We start from the raw sequence: 18292 nt of genomic DNA, 5'->3' as shown, positions 1-18292 counted from the left end.
CTGCAGACTTTGACAAAGTTTGGAATTACTTTTTCGGAGTTGGTTTTCCTGTTTTAGTAGTAATTATGACAACTCCTTTTTTACCTTTTTCGCCATATTTTGAAGTGGCTTCAAGGTCTTGTAAAATGGTTATGGTTTTAATGTCTTGCTTGTCTAAAGGCGCGTAAGGACTTGTTGGATTGTTTCCAAATAAATCATTTTCAGAATAATAAATACCATCGATAATATATAACGGCTCGTCTAGAACTACAAGCGAATCTACATTTTCCGGATTTAGATTTGGAAGTTCGTTTCGCATCATTTTATCTTTTTTAGCCTCGTCGCTGTGTGCCATTGCGTTTCCGTTAAGAATTACCAAAGGCGCACTCTTTTTTGCTTTTTGGGTTTGTTTGTCGGCAAATGCAGTTTTCGCGGTTTCTCTTTGTGAACTTCTCAAATAAGCAGATTCTGATGAAAGCTCTTTTTTTGAAATAATATTATTATCCTCTTCAATTGATTCTTGGGTAGCAGGTGTAGGGACTGCAACAGCATCTGCAGCAATTTTTGGAGCGGGTGCGACTTGTACCATTTCTGTATTTGGTGCAATTATTTCCTGAATTGCTACTCTCTGTTTGTTTTTAGTGTTATTTTCTAAAATTTTAACAGCTTCTTCGTTTGAAACAATTCCAGAATCAGAAGAAGGTTCTGGTTTTTTTTGATTTAAAGCAGGTTCTTGCGACTCTGCTTTTTCAGTTTCCTGAAGAACTACTTTAGGAGTTTCTTGTACGGCATTTTTATCTGTATGTAAAAATTGAACAGCTAAAGAAATCAGTAAAAGAAGAGAAGCAGCAATTGCAATTTTTTTCCATAGCGCGATTGTCTTTTTATCTTCTTTTTTGTCCAGTTTTTCTTCAACACGTGCCCAGACTTTTTCCATTGCTGGAAAGTCTTTGAATTCCGCATTTTGCGAAGCTTCTTTTATTTTTTCGAATAATTTATCTTGATTGTCCATGACTATTTTGCTTTTTGATAATACAGTTTATTAACCAGTTCTTTCAATTTGGTCTTAGCGGCGTTCAATTGTGATTTTGAGGTGCCTTCGGAGATCTTCAGCATTTCGGCTATTTCTTTATGAGAGAAACCTTCAATGGCAAAAAGGTTAAAAACAGTTTTACAGCCGTCTGGAATATGGTCTAATAAATTGAGTAAATCTTCTTCTTCTAAAGTGTTTAATTCATCAACTGATGGTTGAGAAATCAATTTAACATCGTCGAGATACATGTTGAAATTGTTTGCTTTTCGAATTGCCGCCAAACAATGGTTTACGGTTATTCTTCTGGCCCAGGCTTCAAAAGCATACGCTTCTTTTAATTGGTCCAGTTTGGTAAAAATCGTAAAGAAAGAATCGGCAAGAGCTTCTTCAATTTCCTCTTCCTTTTTTAGGTATCTTTTGCAAAGGCGGTACAATTTAGGCGCCATGTATTCGTACACCTCACGCTGCGCATCGCGGTGCATTTTTTTACAGTTTGCTATTTGAGTCTCGTTTATCACAATTGTTGTCTTTCTTATATAGAGAGATAAAAAGATAAAAAGGTTGGGACGATGATGAATTTTTTTTTAAAGGTTCAAAGTTACAGAGATTTAAAGTTGCAAAGGTTTATGGTCGAGACGCACTGCAGTGCGTCTAAAGACAGTAAAACCGGATTTTTTTTTAATTAAATGAAAAATTTATTCTCCCAAACAAATATCATTATAAAATTCTACAATTTCTTTAATGTCTTCAAAAAGCCATTTGCCGCCTTTTAATTTTTTGACGATAAAATCGCAGTCAGCAAAAAATTTGGAAGTGTTTTTTCTCCAAGCATTTACAATACCGCAGTTTAAACAAGTTGGATATTTGTCTTTTGGCTTCTTTATATAATAAAATGTAGAAGTTTCGCTTACATTAGAATTTGATAATTGTTGTTGAGCTTGCGGTCCTAATTGTGTTTTTAGTTCTGGGCTTAAAGAATTGTAAGGTCGATCATTATAAGGGTTGTATATCAGGTCTGTAAGACTAAAATCTGAGCCTAGTTTTTTATATAAAGTCGCTTCACCTTGGGTAATTATTTCTACCAATTTTGGTTTGTCTAAAGAATTCAGCTTTACATATTCAAAAGTTCTTCTGGTTCCAAAATCAAGGAAAGTAATTTTTTTTAAAAACTCCTCATCCCAGCTGTCATATTTTTCATCCTGCGAAACTTTAAATTTTATTTTATTGAATTTTAATGAAGCAAAACCTTCAATTGAGTCTCCGTCTTTAAAATAAATTATAGCTTCTTGTGTTTGAGAATAGCTTTTAAGTCTGATAAGAATTAGGATGATGATTTTGTAAAGTTGTTTCATTTGTGAGTTTTGATTTCATGAAAATATTTATCGTAGAGACGCACTGCAGTGCGTCTCTACGTTTAAACTGTTAAATGGAATTACTTTGTGTTTCTCTGCGTAATTCTTTGTGAATCTTTGCGGTAAAATTATTACGCAGAGATTCACAAAGAATTACGCAGAGTAAAATTGTATTTAAATTTGAGCTATTGATTACTTCGCCATCTGAAATTTTGAATTTCCAACCTGCCACAATGCAAAAGCAAACATATCAGCACTATCGTTGTAAGTTACATCCAGATCGTTAGAAAAATGTCCGTTTGCATAATTTACGTGTAATAATATTGGTCTGTCAGAACTGTTGTAATTTTGTAAAATAGCAGCAAATTTTCCAGGAATCCAAGAATCTACTCGCGCATCATTCATTCCAGTGTGAACTAAGACTGCAGGATATTTCTCTCCTTTTTTCACCTTGCTTTGTGCATCCATTTCCAAAAGATATTTGGTGTCTGTTTCGTTTTTTAAAGTACCGATTTCTGGTATTTGATTTGGTCCATTCGGAGTAATTTCACTTCGTATAATATTAGTGTCGCCAACTTCAATAAGTGCAACTTTAAAAAGATCAGGACGTTCTGTAATTGCTCTTCCAATTAATACACCGCCCATACTTGCTCCATTTCCAATAAGTTTGTCTGCCGAAGTATATTTTTCTTTGATCAAATATTCAGAACAAGCAATAAAATCTTTCCAAGTGTTAGGTTTCGTTGCTTTTTGACCTCCTTTATGCCAATTTGCTCCTTTTTCTCCACCGCCTCTAACATGTGCAAAAGCAATTACAGTATTCTGCTCCAGCAATGCCATTAAATTATCGCCAATATAATAGGGTGACCTGCTTAATCCATAAGCACCATAACCACTAATATAGCAAGGAGTAGAGCCATCCATTTTAATATTTTTGGGATAAATAATAGATAACGGAACCATTACGCCATCATGACTTGCAATTTCAACTTCTTTGACACTATATTGCTTTGAAAAGTCAGGATAATTGCCGCTTGCAATAAATTGTTTCGACTTTTCTAAACGATCAGTTGACCCATCAAAATAATAAGACGTAGAAGGCGTGATCCAGCCATTGTTAAAAAACAAGAAATTGTCGTTTTCACGAGAATTTAAAGCATAACCTCCATTTGAACCTTTTGGAAGAGCGATTACTTTACTTTCTAATGTTTTTGGATTAATTTGATATTTATCCTGTACAATTCCGTCACTTAAAGTATAATAAATGAAGTTTTTAGATTTCTGTATTCTTCGTAATACTTTATTGCTCTCTGGAATTATAATTTTTGCATTATCAACATTTGGATTTTTAATGTCTGTTAATCCTATTTTATAATTGGGCGCATTTTTATGCGAAAGAAAGAAAAATTGGTCTCCAATTATTTGATAGCTTGTGATCTCATCTTCATATTTAATAAGCGGTTTCCAATTTATTTTAGAATTATTAAGTTCTGAATAGGGAGCATAGAATGCTAATATTTCGCTTTTTGTAGATCCGATTTCTAAAATTATGTATGAATAATTGCCTGAGAATGCAACATCAGGAAACTGTTCAGCAAGAAGATTCAAGTTGGGATTGTTTTCTTTTGATGCCAGTATTTTATCGGTCTCCGGATTAGTGCCAATAACGTGAAGTAAAGATTTCATGTGTTTTAGAAAATCATCACTTTTATTATCATTAGTACTCATTTTGGTATAAGTAATTGCTTTGCTGTCAGGTGTAAACTCAAAACTAAATTCACTCCAGACAGGATTTAAATTGTCTGGAAGAAAAGTTTTAGATTCAATATCCATAATTCGGAGGTCACAAACTTCTGCACCATCTTGAGACAATGTAACCGCTAATTTTTTCTGGTCTGGACTAATATTGAAACTCGTAATCGTTGCATCTTTTTTATAAGTATTCGGGTCTAATAATAAAACCTCGGTTCCGTTTAAACCTTTGCGGATATATAATTTATTAATGCTTTCTCCCTTTATCTTTTTGGTGTAGTAATAATTGTCTCCTAATTGTTTTACGTAAGCATAATCATCTCCGGCCAAAGCACTAATTTCCTTCATTCTATTGAAAAGAGCATCACGGCCAGAGATTTTTTTAATGACAGAATTGGTATAATCGCCTTGATCTTTAAACCATTTTTGCACTTCTGGTTTTTTCATATCTTCCAGCCAGCGGTAAGAATCTGTGATTTTTGTTCCGTAATAATCATCTACTACAGGATGTTCAGGTGTTGAAGGATATTGATATTGAGCCTGTGATATTTGACTGGTAATAAAAACTAAAAGAGCGAAAGCGGTTTTTCTGATCATTATTTTTTTATGTTTATAATTATTACTTATGGTTTGTTATATAGTCAAAGACTCAATAAACAGGAAATTGGTGCGTTATTTAGCCGGAATTGTCAATTTGTAGATTTTTGTTTCCAAAAGATCGGTGTCATTATCTTCACAAAGTAAAAACTCGATTTTATTGTTTTCTTTTTTGTAGAAAGTCAAACCTTCAAATTTATTGGTTGAAGTTATTTTTTGAGTGAAATCTATTTTCATGGTTTTAATGTCAATTCTACCAATGAAACTTCCTAAGATTTCTCCGTCATCGTAAGTTGATTTGGTATCTTCTGCGGTTGAAAGGAAATAGATTTTATCATCAACCAAAACGGCATCGGTAAAACTGGAACGAACACCTTTTATTTTTGGAAGTTTGTAATTGACAGAAATCAAGGCGAACTCTTCTCCAAGGTTTTTGGCGTGAATGGTAAAAATGGTGTTTTTGTTTGAAACTCCATTTCCACGATTGAATAAATACCAATTTTCGCCATCGAAAATAGCGCCTTCCAAATTAAAATCTTCTGGTTTTATAGCTCCGAAATTCTGCATTACGGAATATAAATCGACTAAATTGTTTTTCTGTAAAACGGTTTTGGACTTCAAATCAAATTCGATCATTTTGTTTCTGTTTTCGGTTGAACCAGAACCAAAAACATAAAGTGTATCGTTGTGATGCGTTAGCGATTCAAAATCAGGTTTTAAGTTTTTCGGAATATTTTGTGTCGTATTGTCAATTAAAGCGTGCTGGTTCAATTGCTGATTCTGCATATTGTATTCGTAAAGAAATCCGCTGTTGTCGCCAATTACATAAAGTGCATCATTGTTATAAAATAATCCTGATGCCGAACCGATTCCGATGATTTGAAATAATATTTCTAATGTGAATTTTTCCATGAATGTTGTTTTGAAATAAGTGCCTAGCCCTGATAGCAATGAAAATACTTTGAAAAGAAATTGCATTTTTTCCTGACAGAACAAAGCGACCAGCGGAAGCTCTTGTTATGGCTTTGGAAAAAAGCAATTTATTGAAAAGTATTGCAATGAATAGCAGGAATATGCTTCGTAAAAGTAGTATATTTATGATATAAAATTGGAAAATATGAAGTCAATAGACCCAAAAGATTTTAAAGTTGTAGATAAAATAAAATTAAAGAAGCTTCCGACATTATTAAATATTGATGCGGATGATGATGAAAAAGAAGAAAAACTAGATAAAGTTCAGGCAAAATTGAGCGATTTGCAGGATGTAATGTATGCGCACAATAAGTATGCGGTTTTAATATGTCTGCAGGGAATGGATACTTCTGGAAAAGACAGTTTGATTCGGGAAGTTTTTAAAGAATTCAATCCGCGCGGGGTGGTGGTGCATAGTTTTAAAACACCAAATTCAACCGAATTGGAACATGATTATTTATGGCGCCATTATATTGCTCTGCCCGAAAAAGGGAAATTCGCGATTTTTAACAGAACGCATTACGAAAATGTTTTGGTTACGAGAGTGCATCCAGAATTTATTATGGCGGAGAATTTGCCGGGAATTAATTCGGTTGACGATATTAAACCGAAATTTTGGAAGAACAGAATTGAACAAATCAATAATTTCGAAAAACATGTTGCAGAAAATGGAACTATCGTTATGAAGTTTTTTCTGCACTTAAGTAAAGATGAACAAAAAAGTCGTTTACTGCGCCGTTTGGAACAAGGAAAACACAATTGGAAATTTTCTCCAGGCGATCTTAAAGAACGCGAACATTGGGATGAATATCAGCAATATTATGAAGAAGCGATTAATGAAACGTCAAAAGAACACGCACCTTGGTATGTAGTTCCAGCAGATGATAAAGATATGGCGCGTTATATTGTGGCTAAAATTATTTGGGAAGAAATGAAACAATATACCGATATTCAGGTTCCAGAATTAGCTAAAGAAATTAAAGACAATTTTGATACGTACAAAAAGACTTTGGAGAAGAGTTAAAATTAGATAATTTGAAAATGTGTCAATTAGATAATTTTTCTAACGTACAGACCCGACAGGTTTTTAAAATCTGTCGGGTTTAATTTTGGTATGAATAGATTTTATAAAATAAAAAACCCGACAGACTATGCGAGCTGTCGGGTTTTTACCAAAAACAAAATAATAAATTAAACCTATTTTTTAAAGTTTAAAACCGTATGCAACACGAAGTGCTACTTGGTTGGTTCTAAAATCATGATAATCTTCGTAACGAACACTTAAGTCGATGTATTTATTGGCATATCCAATTCCTGGCGCCCATAAAAAAGTAGTGTTATTGTAACCATTTGTTACAGCAAAACCAGCACCCAGTTCTCCTAGCACATAAAATTGATCTTTTAAAACAAAGGCTTTAAAACCTGCTTTAGCTGGAATAAATCCAAGATCTTTTATGTCATTTCCAGCGGCATCTTTTTTACCGTTAAATAAATTAGTAAATCCTGTTGTTAAGGTTAATGATGTCTTTTTAGAAAGGTCATATTGTAAACGAACGTCTCCGCCAAGAGCCCAGTCGTAATCGTTGTCTGTTGGAAGTCCTCCATTTACTCCAAATCCTAATCTAAATCCTTGATCGTAATTTGTTGCTTCTGTTTCTTGAGCAAAAGTTGTGTTAGAGAATAAAAAAGCAAAAGCAGCTAGGCAAATAATCTGTAATTTTTTCATGGCTTATAATTTTGAATTATTAATGATGTAAAAGTAAAATAGAGCACTTTTGAGCTTGTTATATAATTTTTAAAAATCGTTATATAATATTATGGTATGCTTATTTTACCCTTAATAATACCTTATATTTTTATTAATAGGATAGAATTCGAAGCTTCTGATTATCTTTGCCGACTAAAATTGATTACAAGTGAATTTAAAGCAGTACACCAGAGAGTTTTCGTATAATTTAAGACTAGCATATCCTATTATTTTAGGAATGGTCGGCCATACTTTAATCGGTATAGTCGATAATATTATGGTGGGTAAATTGGGAAGTACAGAACTTGCCGCGGTTTCTCTTGGTAACAGTATGATTTTCATTGCAATGTCTCTTGGAATTGGATTTTCAACAGCAATTACACCAATTGTTGCAGAGGGAGATGCAGAAAAAAATGACGATAAAATTCGTTCTGCATTTCACCACGGTTTATTCCTTTGTACCATTTTAGGATTATTTCTTTTTGGAGTAATTATGTTTGCAAAACCAATTATGGAATTATTGGAACAGCCTGCAGATGTAATTGTGCTGGCAAAACCATATTTAGGCTGGGTAGCTTTTTCGTTGATTCCGCTAATAATGTATCAAGGATATAAACAGTTTGCAGACGGAATGTCGATGACCAAATATTCGATGTATGCAATGGTAATGGCAAACGTGCTTCACGTAGGTATTAATTATGTTTTGATTTACGGAATTTGGATTTTTCCGAAAATGGGAATTATTGGCGCGGCACTTGGTACCGTAATTTCTAGAATATTTTTGGTGATGTTCATGCATATTATGCTTTCAAGAAGAAATGATTTAAAACGATTCTTTAAAAACTTTAGTTTCGACGAAATCAAGAAATCAACAATTAAAAAAATCATTAGTATCGGATTTCCATCGGCTATGCAGATGCTTTTCGAAGTGGTATTATTTACGGCTTCTATCTGGCTTTGCGGTAATATCGGAAAAACGAGTCAGGCAGCCAATCAAATTGCTTTGAGTCTCGCATCGATGACTTTTATGTTTGCAATGGGATTAAGTGTAACTTCGATGATTCGAGTTAGTAATCAAAGAGGTTTAATGGATTATAAAAAACTGATAGTTGTAGCGAGATCTATTTTCTTGCTTGCCATTATACTAGAAACAGTTTTTGCAATATTCTTTATTATTTTTCATGATTATCTGCCGTATATCTTTTTGAATATGGAAAATACAGGACAAATTTTGGATAACGAAGAAGTAATAAGTATCGCATCAAAATTACTTTTAATCGCAGCGGTTTTTCAAATTTCTGACGGAATTCAAGTCGTAGTTCTAGGTGCATTACGTGGTTTGCAGGATGTTAAAATTCCAATGTATATTACTTTTGCTGCCTATTGGATTATTGGTTTTCCGATATCTTATTATTTAGGAGAACATACAGAATTAAAAGCGCAGGGAGTCTGGATTGGACTTTTGGCAGGTTTAACTACAGCGGCTATTTTACTTTACATCCGCTTTCATTACTTAACAAGGAGATTAATAACAAAATCGGTTTCAAATACCTAAATTTGAATCCAATATAAATAACAATTAATAAAACAAAATAAATATGGAATTACCTAAATTTTTACTCGGAGATAATACAGATTTTCCAGACGATATCTTTATCATTCACCTTGATTACCCAAGATTTATCATTAATTTAAAAGATGATGAGGTAGAATTTTTAGAAGAACCAGAAGATTTAGATGAAGCGGAATTAAATGCAGAAATGGAAAGCTTGATCGAAAAAGCAAATGATTTCTACGATCGCGAAGTAAACCGTTACGAAGAATAAAGACTGCGCAGTAAAAAACATTATATTCTCTAATGAAAAAATTAAGTTTTTTAAAACCTATATTTAATTTTATAGCAGCCGGTTTATTGATCACTACTTTAAGCCGAATCTTTTTATTTTTCCTTTTTAAAGAAAGGGTAGCAGAGACTCAAAATTTCTGGTATATTTTTCCAATCGGGCTTCGAATGGATTTAATTTTACTTTGTTATTTGTCTTTTCTGCCCGCTTTATTGATTACATTTTTGCCCAATAAATGGATTAAATTCACCAATAAGTTTCTTGTAATTTACAGTTTCTTGTTTCTGTTTTTTATCCTTTTTGTAGAATTAGCTTCTCCAGATTTTATAAAGCAGTACGATACAAGACCCAATAAGATTTTCTTAGATTATCTTATTTATCCAAAAGAAGTGGTTGGAATGCTTTTAAAAAGCTACCTGACTTCTATAATTATTACTTTTCTGATTTTAGGAATTGTGATTTATTTTGCTTTCAAAAAAGGTCAGAAATATTTTCACACCACGAGTACGGAGTATAAATTCAAATTGATGGTATTTCCGTTACTTGCTTTCCTATTGTTTTTTGGAGCACGTTCAAGTTTAACTTCAAAACGTCCTATAAATGCCAGTAATGCTGTTTTTTCAACAGATCAGCTGACTAATACTTTAGGGTTGAATTCATTTTATACAGTTGCTTTCGCAGCATATTCTATAAAAAATGAAGGAAACACCAAAATGTATGGTAAAATGGATGAAGCCGAAGCTGTTGCACGTGTAAAAAAATATATGATCGCCGGTCCAAATGATTTTACAGATGCCGAAATTCCATTCCTGCATGTACAACAGCCAGATTCATTGTTGAAAAAACCTTATAATTTGGTCATCTTTTTACAAGAAAGTTTAGGGGCAGAATATGTTGGAATCCTTGGTGGTAAACCATTAACTCCAGAATTTGATAAATTATCAAAAGAAGGAACTTTATTTACCAACTTGTATTGTACAGGAACCAGAAGTGTGCGCGGTATCGAAGCTGTTGTAACGGGATTTTTACCTTCACCCTCAGAAAGTGTTGTTCGATTAGGAAATTCTCAGCAGGGATTTTTCACTCTTGCAGATGCTTTAAAGCACAAAGGTTACGATACGAGTTTCATTTATGGAGGAATGGCAAATTTTGATAATATGGCATCATTCTTTAATGGAAATGGTTTTACTGACATAATTGACCAGTCAGATTTTGAGTCAGATGGAAATAAGTACGCTTTTAAAGGCACTTGGGGTTATTCTGATGAAGATTTGGTGACGAAAGCCAATCAATATTTTAAATCAAAAGGTAAAAAGCCATTTTTCTCATTGATGTTCTCAACTTCAAATCACGAACCATTTGAATATCCTTCGGGAAGAATTAAACCTTACGATAAAAAAGCAGCGACAGTAAATAATGCGATGAAATATGCTGATTTCTCTATTGGAAAATTCTTCGAATTGGCTAAAAAAGAGGATTATTTTAAAAACACCATTTTTATTGTAATTGCAGATCATAATACCAGAACTTATGGTAAGAATTTAGTGCCCATAAATAAATTTCATATTCCAGCCTTTATTATGGGACCAGGGGTTTCAAAAGGAGCTGTTTATAACAGATTAGCAAGTCAAATTGATATTCCGCCAACATTATTAAGTTATTTAGGAATTACGTTTGAAACGCCAATGGTGGGAAGAAATTTAAGCAAACTAGATCCGAAAGTTCAAGGAAGGGCAATTATGCAGTTTAATGATATAAATGCCTTTAGAGTTGAAAATCAGGTTGTGATTATGCAGCCAAATTTAAAACCGTTACAATTTGAAGTTAAAAATGATACTACTTTAATTCCTGTAAAATTAAACGAAGAATTAGCAAAAGATGCTTTGGCACATGTTATCACAGCGGGGAATTTATATAAGGAGAGTAGGTATAAGCTGAAGGGCAAATAAAGGGTCAAAGGCTCAGAGTTACAAAGGCACAAAGGTTCAAAGAGACGGAGAAAAAACTTTGTTCCTTTGAACCTTTGCTACTTTGCACCTTTATTAAAATACAATTTCAATAATTCAGAAGCAGCTGCAAAAGGTGAAATTTCATTATTTAGCACTGCTTTTTTATTTTGTTCTAAAAGGGAAATAATTTCTGGCTGATTGTAGAAGTTTTGTTTCAACTGTTCGTTGATGGTTTCCATCATCCAAAAATGATTTTGTTCGTTTCTTTTTTCTTGAAAGAAGCCACTTTCTTGGGTCAATTTAAAATATTCAGAAATAGTATTCCAAACTTCAGGAATTCCGTCTTTTGTCAGGGAGCTGCAAGTAGTAACTCTTGGCTGCCAGTTTGATTTTTTTGGCGGAAATAAATGTAAAGCTCTATTAAATTCAAGTTTTGCCTGATTTGCTTTTTTAATATTATCTCCGTCCGCTTTATTGATTACAATTGCATCTGCCATTTCCATAATACCGCGTTTAATGCCTTGAAGTTCATCGCCGGCACCAGATATTTTCAATAAAAGAAAAAAGTCAACCATACTGTGGACCGCGGTTTCACTTTGGCCAACGCCAACCGTTTCGATAATAATAGTATCAAAACCTGCAGCTTCACAAAGAATAATTGTTTCTCTTGTTTTACGCGCTACACCGCCCAAAGTTTCCCCAGACGCACTGGGTCTGATAAAAGCATTTTCATCTTTAACCAATTCTTCCATTCGGGTTTTATCGCCAAGGATACTTCCATGCGAAAGCGAACTGCTGGGATCAACAGCAAGAACTGCGACTTTTTTTCCTAATGCAGTAAGTTGTTTTCCGAAAGCTTCAATAAAAGTACTTTTTCCAACGCCGGGAACACCTGTAATTCCAATTCGAATAGACTTATTTGCATGTTTTAAAGAGCCTTGAACAACTTCGCTTGCTTTTTCAAAATGATCAGGATTGGTGCTTTCAATTAAAGTTATGGCACGGCTTAAAGAAGTTCTGCTGCCCCCTAAAATTCCTTTAATTAATTCTTCAGAAGAAGGCTGTTGCCTGCGTTTGTTTTTGATTTGATTGATAGCCGAAACATTGGTGATTTCGGGAGGTGAAATTCCAGCTTTTTCAGTAATGCTGCTCGACTGTTTCTTTAAACTTGACAAAATGCTTTTTTAGTATTGTAAAAGTACAGAAAACAAAAACAGTTTCAAAAGACAATTGTTCCTTTGAAACTGTGCTGTTAGGTTTGCCACGAATTACTCGAATTTCCTCTAATTTTTAACGCTTTTTTTTCATCCTTCGACTTCACTAAGCATGACATGAGTAACTTAGCTGCTATAAATAGGAACAAAAACAATTCGTTATAATTCGTGTAATTCGTAGCTAAAAAAAATTAATATCCAGCTGTAAATCTAACTTGATGATGTTTTGAATTTTCTGTTTCGTCAGCAATAACAACTGCTAAATCTTCTACAGATAAAATACTTCTTTGTTCATCGTTGAATACTGGATTTTCTAATCCTAAACGATATTTTCCTGTTCTTCCTGTTGTAATTCCGGCATGCATTTCAAAAGCAGGACTAAAAAATGCCCAATCTAAATCTTTTTCTTGTTTAATAATATCTAAATAATGTCTTGCGGCGTTTGCACCAGGGAAAATTTCTTTAGGAAAATTTGGTGTATCAACTGCTTGTAAATCTGGCGCTACAAACAAACTTCCTGCACCACCAATTGTGATAAAACGTTTTACACCCGATTTTTTAACGGCTTCTTGAATCGCTTTAGAACCTGCTAAAAAGTCATCGTAAATGTTTGGGTTTGTCCAGCCTGGATTGTAAGCGTTAATAATTGTATCGTGGCCTTTTAAAATTTCTGCCAAAGCATCAACATTAAAAATATCTGCAGCAATCCAAGTGGCGTTTGCAGTATCTTTTGGAGTTCTTGCAATTGCAGTAATTTCGTGTTTTCTATCTGCTAATTCGTTTAAAATTGCTGAGCCAACAAATCCTGTTGCTCCGATAATTGCGATTTTCATAATATATAAATTTATTTAGTAATAAAAAATGTTACAGTTTAGGTTAAAAAAATAGTTTTAAAATTGATTCGAAAAATCTTCCAATGAAATCCCCTCCAGCTGTGCGCTTACTTTCTGATTCATTTCGCTGTATAAATTCTCCAAATGCTGATTGATGTTTTTTCCAACCGGACAATCAGGATTCGGCTGATTTTTAGCAAAACCTAAACCAATAGTTTCAAATGTCATTTCGAATATTTGTTTTAAAGTCAGTTCAGCAGCATTAACTGCCAATTTTGTACCGCCATTTTTTCCTTCTTTACTTTCTACAATATGATGGGCTTTTAAATTGGCAATTTCTTTTCGCACCAAAACAGGATTTAAATTAATACTTCCCGCAATAAACTCAGATGACAAATAATCATTTGGGAATTTATGGAGCAAAGTAAGAATGTGAATCGTTATGGCGAATTTACCTGAAATCATACTGTAATAAAATATGTTACAAATTTACATCTTTTTGTAATGCAAAAAACTAATTTAACTTTTTTTTAGTCTTTAGTAATTAGTCCTTAGTTATTGGTCCTTAGTTATTGTTCCTTAGTTATTAGTGTTGAGCTTTTTAATGCTTTGTAATTATTACTTTTGCATAATAATTAGTAAAATCATTAATTGTATAAAGAAATGTTTAGCAAAAAAGGCGTTGTCATTTTTAATTTAAATCCTAACAAATTGATCTAAAATAAACTACTAATCACTAAAGACTAAGTACTAAAGACTAAGTACTAAGACTAAGTACTAAAGACTAAGTACTAAAGACTAAGTACTAATAACTAATTACTAATAACTAATTACTAAGTACTAAGCACTATCTACTAAAAACTAATTAATGAACAACTTTATACTAATATTTCTCTTTCTTTCACTTGGCTTAGTTCTACAGCGGGTCAAACAGTTTCCCACCCATATTTATAAGACACTTAATAAAATTGTTATTTATTTTTGTCTTCCTGCGATAACATTATATCATATTCCGAAAATAAAATGGAGCAGTGAACTTTTGTTTCCAATAGGAGCAGGGTGGATTACTTATTTTTTAGCTTTTGCGTTTTTTCATTTTTTAGGAAGAAGAAATGGCTGGTCGAATAAATTGATTGGATGTTTGATTTTAACTGCTGGTCTGAGTAACAGCTCTTTTCTTGGATATCCAATTATTGAGGCTTTATTTGGAAAAAAAGGTCTAGAAACTGCAGTGTTGGTTGATCAGCCCGGTACTTTTGTTGTTGTCTCTACACTTGGAGTTTTTACGGCGGCTTTTTATTCAAAAGGAAGTCCAAACGCTTTGGAAATTTTGAAAAAAATAATTCTGTTCCCGCCTTTTGTAATGTTTGTTGTATCATGTTTAATGAATATTTTTCGATTTGATTTAAATGAAAATATTCAATCATTGCTATTAAAAATAGGCAGTTTAGTAACACCTTTAGCTTTGCTTTCTGTTGGTCTCCAATTAACTTTTGATCGAAAAAGCCAGCATTGGAAATTTTTAAGGCTGGGACTTTTCTTTAAGTTAATTCTAGTTCCTTTCGTGATTTTTGTATTGTATGTTTTTATTTTCAATCAACGTTCCGAAGTAATAAAAATCACTTTAATGCAAACTGCTATGGCGCCAATGATTACGGGTGCAATTTTAGCTTCAACTTATGGTTTAAAGCCAAAATTAAGCAGTATGATGATTGGTTTCGGAATTCCAATTTCATTTGTAACCCTTGCTGTCTGGTACTTTGTGCTAAGTTTTATTTAGCTTAAAATACTAATTATATCGACAAAGTAGAATTTTAACTTTTTTTTAATTCTAAGTTGTTTTCTCAATGTAATTTTTAGTTAATTTTAGAGGAACTAAAAAATTTAAATTATGTCAACATTAAGATTAGGCGATATAGCTCCAGATTTCCATGCAGAAACCACGCAGGGACCAATCGATTTTCATGAATGGCTGGGAGATTCTTGGGGTGTATTATTTTCGCATCCAGCAGATTTTACTCCTGTTTGTACAACTGAATTAGGAACTGTAGCGAATTATGTTCCTGAATTTACTAAAAGAAATACGAAAGTTATTGCTTTGAGTGTAGATGGTTTGGACTCACACAAGGAGTGGATTAAAGATATTAACGAAACTCAAAATACAGAAGTTAATTTTCCAATTATTGCAGATGAAAATAAAGAAGTAGCTAATTTATACGATATGCTTCATCCAAATGCAAGTGACAAATTTACAGTTCGTTCTGTTTTTGTTATCGGGCCTGATAAAAAAATCAAATTGACTTTGACATATCCTGCTTCTACAGGTAGAAATTTTGACGAATTGCTTCGTGTTATTGATAGTCTGCAATTGACTGCAAATTACAGCGTTGCAACGCCTGCAAACTGGAAAGATGGCGAAGATGTAGTTATCGCACCTGCAATTCCAGACAGTGACATTCCAGCAAAATTCCCAAAAGGACATACACCAATTAAACCTTATTTACGTTTGACACCACAGCCGAATAAGTAGTTTTTGAGGTTCTAAGATACTAAGTTTCTAAGGTTCTAAGTTTTTAGCTTGGTTCCTTCTAAAAAAGCGGTAAAATTCATAAATTGAAATCTTACCGCTTTTTTTTGCCTTAGTCCCTTAGAATCTTAGAATCTTAGCATCTTAGAACCTTACTTGGCCGCCAACAAAGCATTCATTTTTTTCTTGTCTCCGACAACCCAGAGAATATCATTTTTCTCCAAGATCAAACTAGATTCTGGGTTTAAGATGCGGTTTCCATTTCGTTCGATTCCTACGACCATTCCGTCTGTTTTTGTTCTAAATTGTCCAATGCTTTTTTGAATGAATTCCTCCTGAGAAACTTCAAGCTGACGCAGTACAATATTGGTTTCTTCTACTTTTCCTGGTGCCTCAGTTTCATTTTGAGTTAAAAATTTAGTGAATTCTACAATCTGAGCATCTGTTCCAATTACGCAGATTTCATCTCCAGGGAATAAACGTTCATTTTTGGTTGGAATTGGTATAGTAACTTCGCCTCTTTTAATATAGGCAATATTAATTCCTAATTGTTCCCTGATTTTTAATTCCTGTAATGTCTTACCAACTAAATTAGATTCTTTTTTAATTTCAAAAAATGACATGTGACCGTCCCACGGCATTAGATTGGCATATCTTCTGTCGATTTTCTTGTTTTCGCGGTCATTAAGATTTTTCAAAAAGTGATTTTCAATTCTATGGTATTGTTCGTTAAGCTTTTTAGGGAAAATTTGATAGGCAGCAATAGCGATAATCAGCGCAACAAATGCTACTAAAGGCGAGAAGAAGATATTTAATAAAAATCCAACAAAGAATAATCCAAGGCTCATTCTAATTAAAATCAACATCAAAAGGGCTCCGCGATATTTGCGTTCCTCCCAAAGTATTTCTACTTCTTCTACTTTAACGCGTCGAAGCGAGAGAGCCCATAAAAACGGCGCAATTATCACCAATGTTAATAAGGCAGCTAAAGTATTTCCAAATCTCGTATCGGCTACTAACGGCGCTACAAATCGAGATGACAATAAAATAATTGCAGCAATAATAATAGTATGAAGAATAATTTGAGTGATTGAAGAGCGAAGTACAATCTGCCAAGTACTCACAGACTTAATTGCCTGCGCATTTACACTATATCGGTTAATATTTTTAACCCATTTTTTGGGCATTTTAGATTCTAAAAATTGCGCAAATGTTTCAGAATATTTGATTAAGAATGGAGTTGTAAAAGTTGTAACTGCCGAAACTGCCACAATAATGGGGTACAAGAAATCGCTGGTTACTTTCAAAGTCATACCAAGAGTTGCAATAATAAATGAAAACTCCCCAATTTGCGCCAGACTCATTCCCGTTTGAACAGATTGTTTAAGAGGCTGACCAGAAATTAACGCTCCAATAGAAGAACTAAAAGCTTTTCCAAAAATAGTTATCAGTGTAATTAAAGCCACAGGAAGGGCGTAAGTCACTAAAGTTCCCGGATTAATCAACATTCCTACGGATACAAAGAAAACGGCGCCAAATAAATCTTTTACAGGCTGAATTAAATGTTCGATTTTCTCTGCCATTGTAGTTTCAGCAATTATAGAACCCATGATAAATGCGCCTAAAGCTGGTGAAAATCCAACATTTGCAGCAAAAATTACCATCATTAAACATAATGCTAATGAAATTATCAAAAGCATTTCGTCTGTCATGAGATGTTTGGCTTTTTTAAAGATGGTCGGAATAATAAAAATCCCGCCTAAAAACCATATAATTAAAAAGAAAACTAATTTTAAAACAGATTGAATCAATTCACCTCCAGAAACTTGGTCGCTTACCGCAATCGTTGATAATAAAACAAGCATTAAAATGGCAACAATATCTTCAACAATTAAAGCTCCAAATACAATACCGACGAACTTTTTACCTTTTACACCCAATTCATCAAAAGCCCTTATAATAATTGTTGTAGATGAAATCGAAAGTGTTGCCCCTAGAAAAATACTGTCCATTTTTCCCCACCCCATCCATTGGCCGACACAATAACCAATCAGTGTCATAAACATAATCTGGGTTATGGCGGTGATAGATGAGGTTCCTCCAACCTTCATTAGTTTCTTAAAACTAAATTCGAGTCCTAAACTAAATAGTAAAAATATAACCCCGATTTCTGCCCATACTTCGACACTCTTCATATCGGTTATAGAAGGGAAAAAATCGAAATGGTTTCCAGCTAAGAATCCTGCAATCAGGTATCCTAAAACTAGAGGTTGTTTCATTTTTTTAAATAATAAAACGGCAATTCCAGCAGTCATAAGGATTAATCCTAAATCACTAATTAAAGGTTGTAGGTGATGTGTACTTTCGGCCGCGGCATTTAATGCAATCATATTAAAATGTGGTATTTTTTTAAGGAGCTGATCCAGCTTTTCATTACAAGCTTTTGTTCAAAAATGCCTATTTTTTCAGCAGTTCCAGGAGCTTCCGCTGGTC

General features: G+C 33.5%; 16 protein-coding genes. 6 read left to right on the top strand and 10 right to left on the bottom strand.

Translation table 11 applies throughout. The features are described from left to right. Nucleotides 1-25: 25 nt before the first annotated feature. The 5 genes from HYN86_RS20790 to HYN86_RS20770 form a co-directional block, all read right to left on the bottom strand. The gene (locus HYN86_RS20790) at nucleotides 26-991 is read right to left on the bottom strand and encodes a hypothetical protein (RefSeq protein ID WP_113679785.1); all 966 of its coding nucleotides are present in this window, start codon (nucleotides 989-991) and stop codon (nucleotides 26-28) included. Nucleotides 992-993: 2 nt separating this feature from the next. Next, nucleotides 994-1494, bottom strand: a complete 501-nt coding sequence (locus tag HYN86_RS20785; RefSeq protein WP_113679784.1) for an RNA polymerase sigma factor — start codon at nucleotides 1492-1494, stop codon at nucleotides 994-996. Nucleotides 1495-1707: 213 nt separating this feature from the next. Beyond that, a complete protein-coding gene (locus tag HYN86_RS20780) occupies nucleotides 1708-2364 on the bottom strand; it encodes a hypothetical protein (protein WP_113679783.1) in 657 nt (218 codons plus the stop codon). Between the two features lie 192 nt (nucleotides 2365-2556). Continuing rightward, nucleotides 2557-4713, bottom strand: a complete 2157-nt coding sequence (locus HYN86_RS20775; protein ID WP_113679782.1) for a prolyl oligopeptidase family serine peptidase — start codon at nucleotides 4711-4713, stop codon at nucleotides 2557-2559. A gap of 75 nt (nucleotides 4714-4788) precedes the next feature. Next, nucleotides 4789-5625, bottom strand: a complete 837-nt coding sequence (locus HYN86_RS20770) for a DUF6929 family protein (RefSeq protein WP_113680022.1) — start codon at nucleotides 5623-5625, stop codon at nucleotides 4789-4791. Nucleotides 5626-5830: 205 nt separating this feature from the next. Here HYN86_RS20770 and HYN86_RS20765 point away from each other — a divergent pair, with 205 nt between their 5' ends. Further along, entirely contained in the window at nucleotides 5831-6709 is an 879-nt protein-coding gene (locus HYN86_RS20765; RefSeq protein WP_113679781.1) for a PPK2 family polyphosphate kinase, read from the top strand. Between the two features lie 180 nt (nucleotides 6710-6889). On the opposite strand, the gene HYN86_RS20760 is transcribed toward HYN86_RS20765, so the two are convergent. After that, on the bottom strand, nucleotides 6890-7411 hold the full coding sequence (locus tag HYN86_RS20760) for a hypothetical protein (protein WP_113679780.1): 522 nt from the start codon (nucleotides 7409-7411) through the stop codon (nucleotides 6890-6892). A 190-nt stretch (nucleotides 7412-7601) separates the two neighbouring features. Between HYN86_RS20760 and HYN86_RS20755 the strand changes: the two genes are divergently transcribed. From HYN86_RS20755 to HYN86_RS20745, 3 genes are all read left to right on the top strand, one after another. Further along, complete coding sequence (locus HYN86_RS20755) at nucleotides 7602-8987, top strand: MATE family efflux transporter (protein ID WP_113679779.1); 1386 nt, start codon at nucleotides 7602-7604, stop codon at nucleotides 8985-8987. A gap of 43 nt (nucleotides 8988-9030) precedes the next feature. Continuing rightward, nucleotides 9031-9258, top strand: coding sequence for a hypothetical protein (locus tag HYN86_RS20750; RefSeq protein ID WP_057116919.1), 228 nt, complete (start codon nucleotides 9031-9033; stop codon nucleotides 9256-9258). 185 nt (nucleotides 9259-9443) lie between these two features. Further along, entirely contained in the window at nucleotides 9444-11225 is a 1782-nt protein-coding gene (locus tag HYN86_RS20745; protein WP_230406402.1) for an LTA synthase family protein, read from the top strand. A gap of 77 nt (nucleotides 11226-11302) precedes the next feature. Here HYN86_RS20745 and meaB read toward each other — a convergent pair whose 3' ends face one another. The 3 genes from meaB to HYN86_RS20730 form a co-directional block, all read right to left on the bottom strand. Continuing rightward, a complete protein-coding gene (gene meaB, locus HYN86_RS20740) occupies nucleotides 11303-12400 on the bottom strand; it encodes a methylmalonyl Co-A mutase-associated GTPase MeaB (RefSeq protein ID WP_113679777.1) in 1098 nt (365 codons plus the stop codon). Between the two features lie 230 nt (nucleotides 12401-12630). Then, nucleotides 12631-13272 (bottom strand): NAD(P)-dependent oxidoreductase, encoded by a 642-nt coding sequence (locus HYN86_RS20735; protein WP_113679776.1) that lies wholly within the window; start codon nucleotides 13270-13272, stop codon nucleotides 12631-12633. Between the two features lie 57 nt (nucleotides 13273-13329). Continuing rightward, entirely contained in the window at nucleotides 13330-13737 is a 408-nt protein-coding gene (locus tag HYN86_RS20730; RefSeq protein ID WP_113679775.1) for an RrF2 family transcriptional regulator, read from the bottom strand. 403 nt (nucleotides 13738-14140) lie between these two features. On the opposite strand from HYN86_RS20730, the gene HYN86_RS20725 reads away from it, so the two are divergent. Next, on the top strand, nucleotides 14141-15052 hold the full coding sequence (locus tag HYN86_RS20725; RefSeq protein WP_113679774.1) for an AEC family transporter: 912 nt from the start codon (nucleotides 14141-14143) through the stop codon (nucleotides 15050-15052). A 111-nt stretch (nucleotides 15053-15163) separates the two neighbouring features. After that, on the top strand, nucleotides 15164-15802 hold the full coding sequence (locus HYN86_RS20720) for a peroxiredoxin (protein ID WP_113679773.1): 639 nt from the start codon (nucleotides 15164-15166) through the stop codon (nucleotides 15800-15802). Nucleotides 15803-15951: 149 nt separating this feature from the next. On the opposite strand, the gene HYN86_RS20715 is transcribed toward HYN86_RS20720, so the two are convergent. Further along, on the bottom strand, nucleotides 15952-18189 hold the full coding sequence (locus HYN86_RS20715; RefSeq protein WP_113679772.1) for a cation:proton antiporter domain-containing protein: 2238 nt from the start codon (nucleotides 18187-18189) through the stop codon (nucleotides 15952-15954). Nucleotides 18190-18292: the final 103 nt, after the last annotated feature.

This window comes from Flavobacterium fluviale, assembly GCF_003312915.1.
Taxonomy (GTDB): Bacteria; Bacteroidota; Bacteroidia; order Flavobacteriales; family Flavobacteriaceae; genus Flavobacterium; species Flavobacterium fluviale.
The sequence above is the reverse complement of the archived record's forward strand: the minus strand, read 5'-3'. Positions and strand labels throughout refer to the sequence as shown.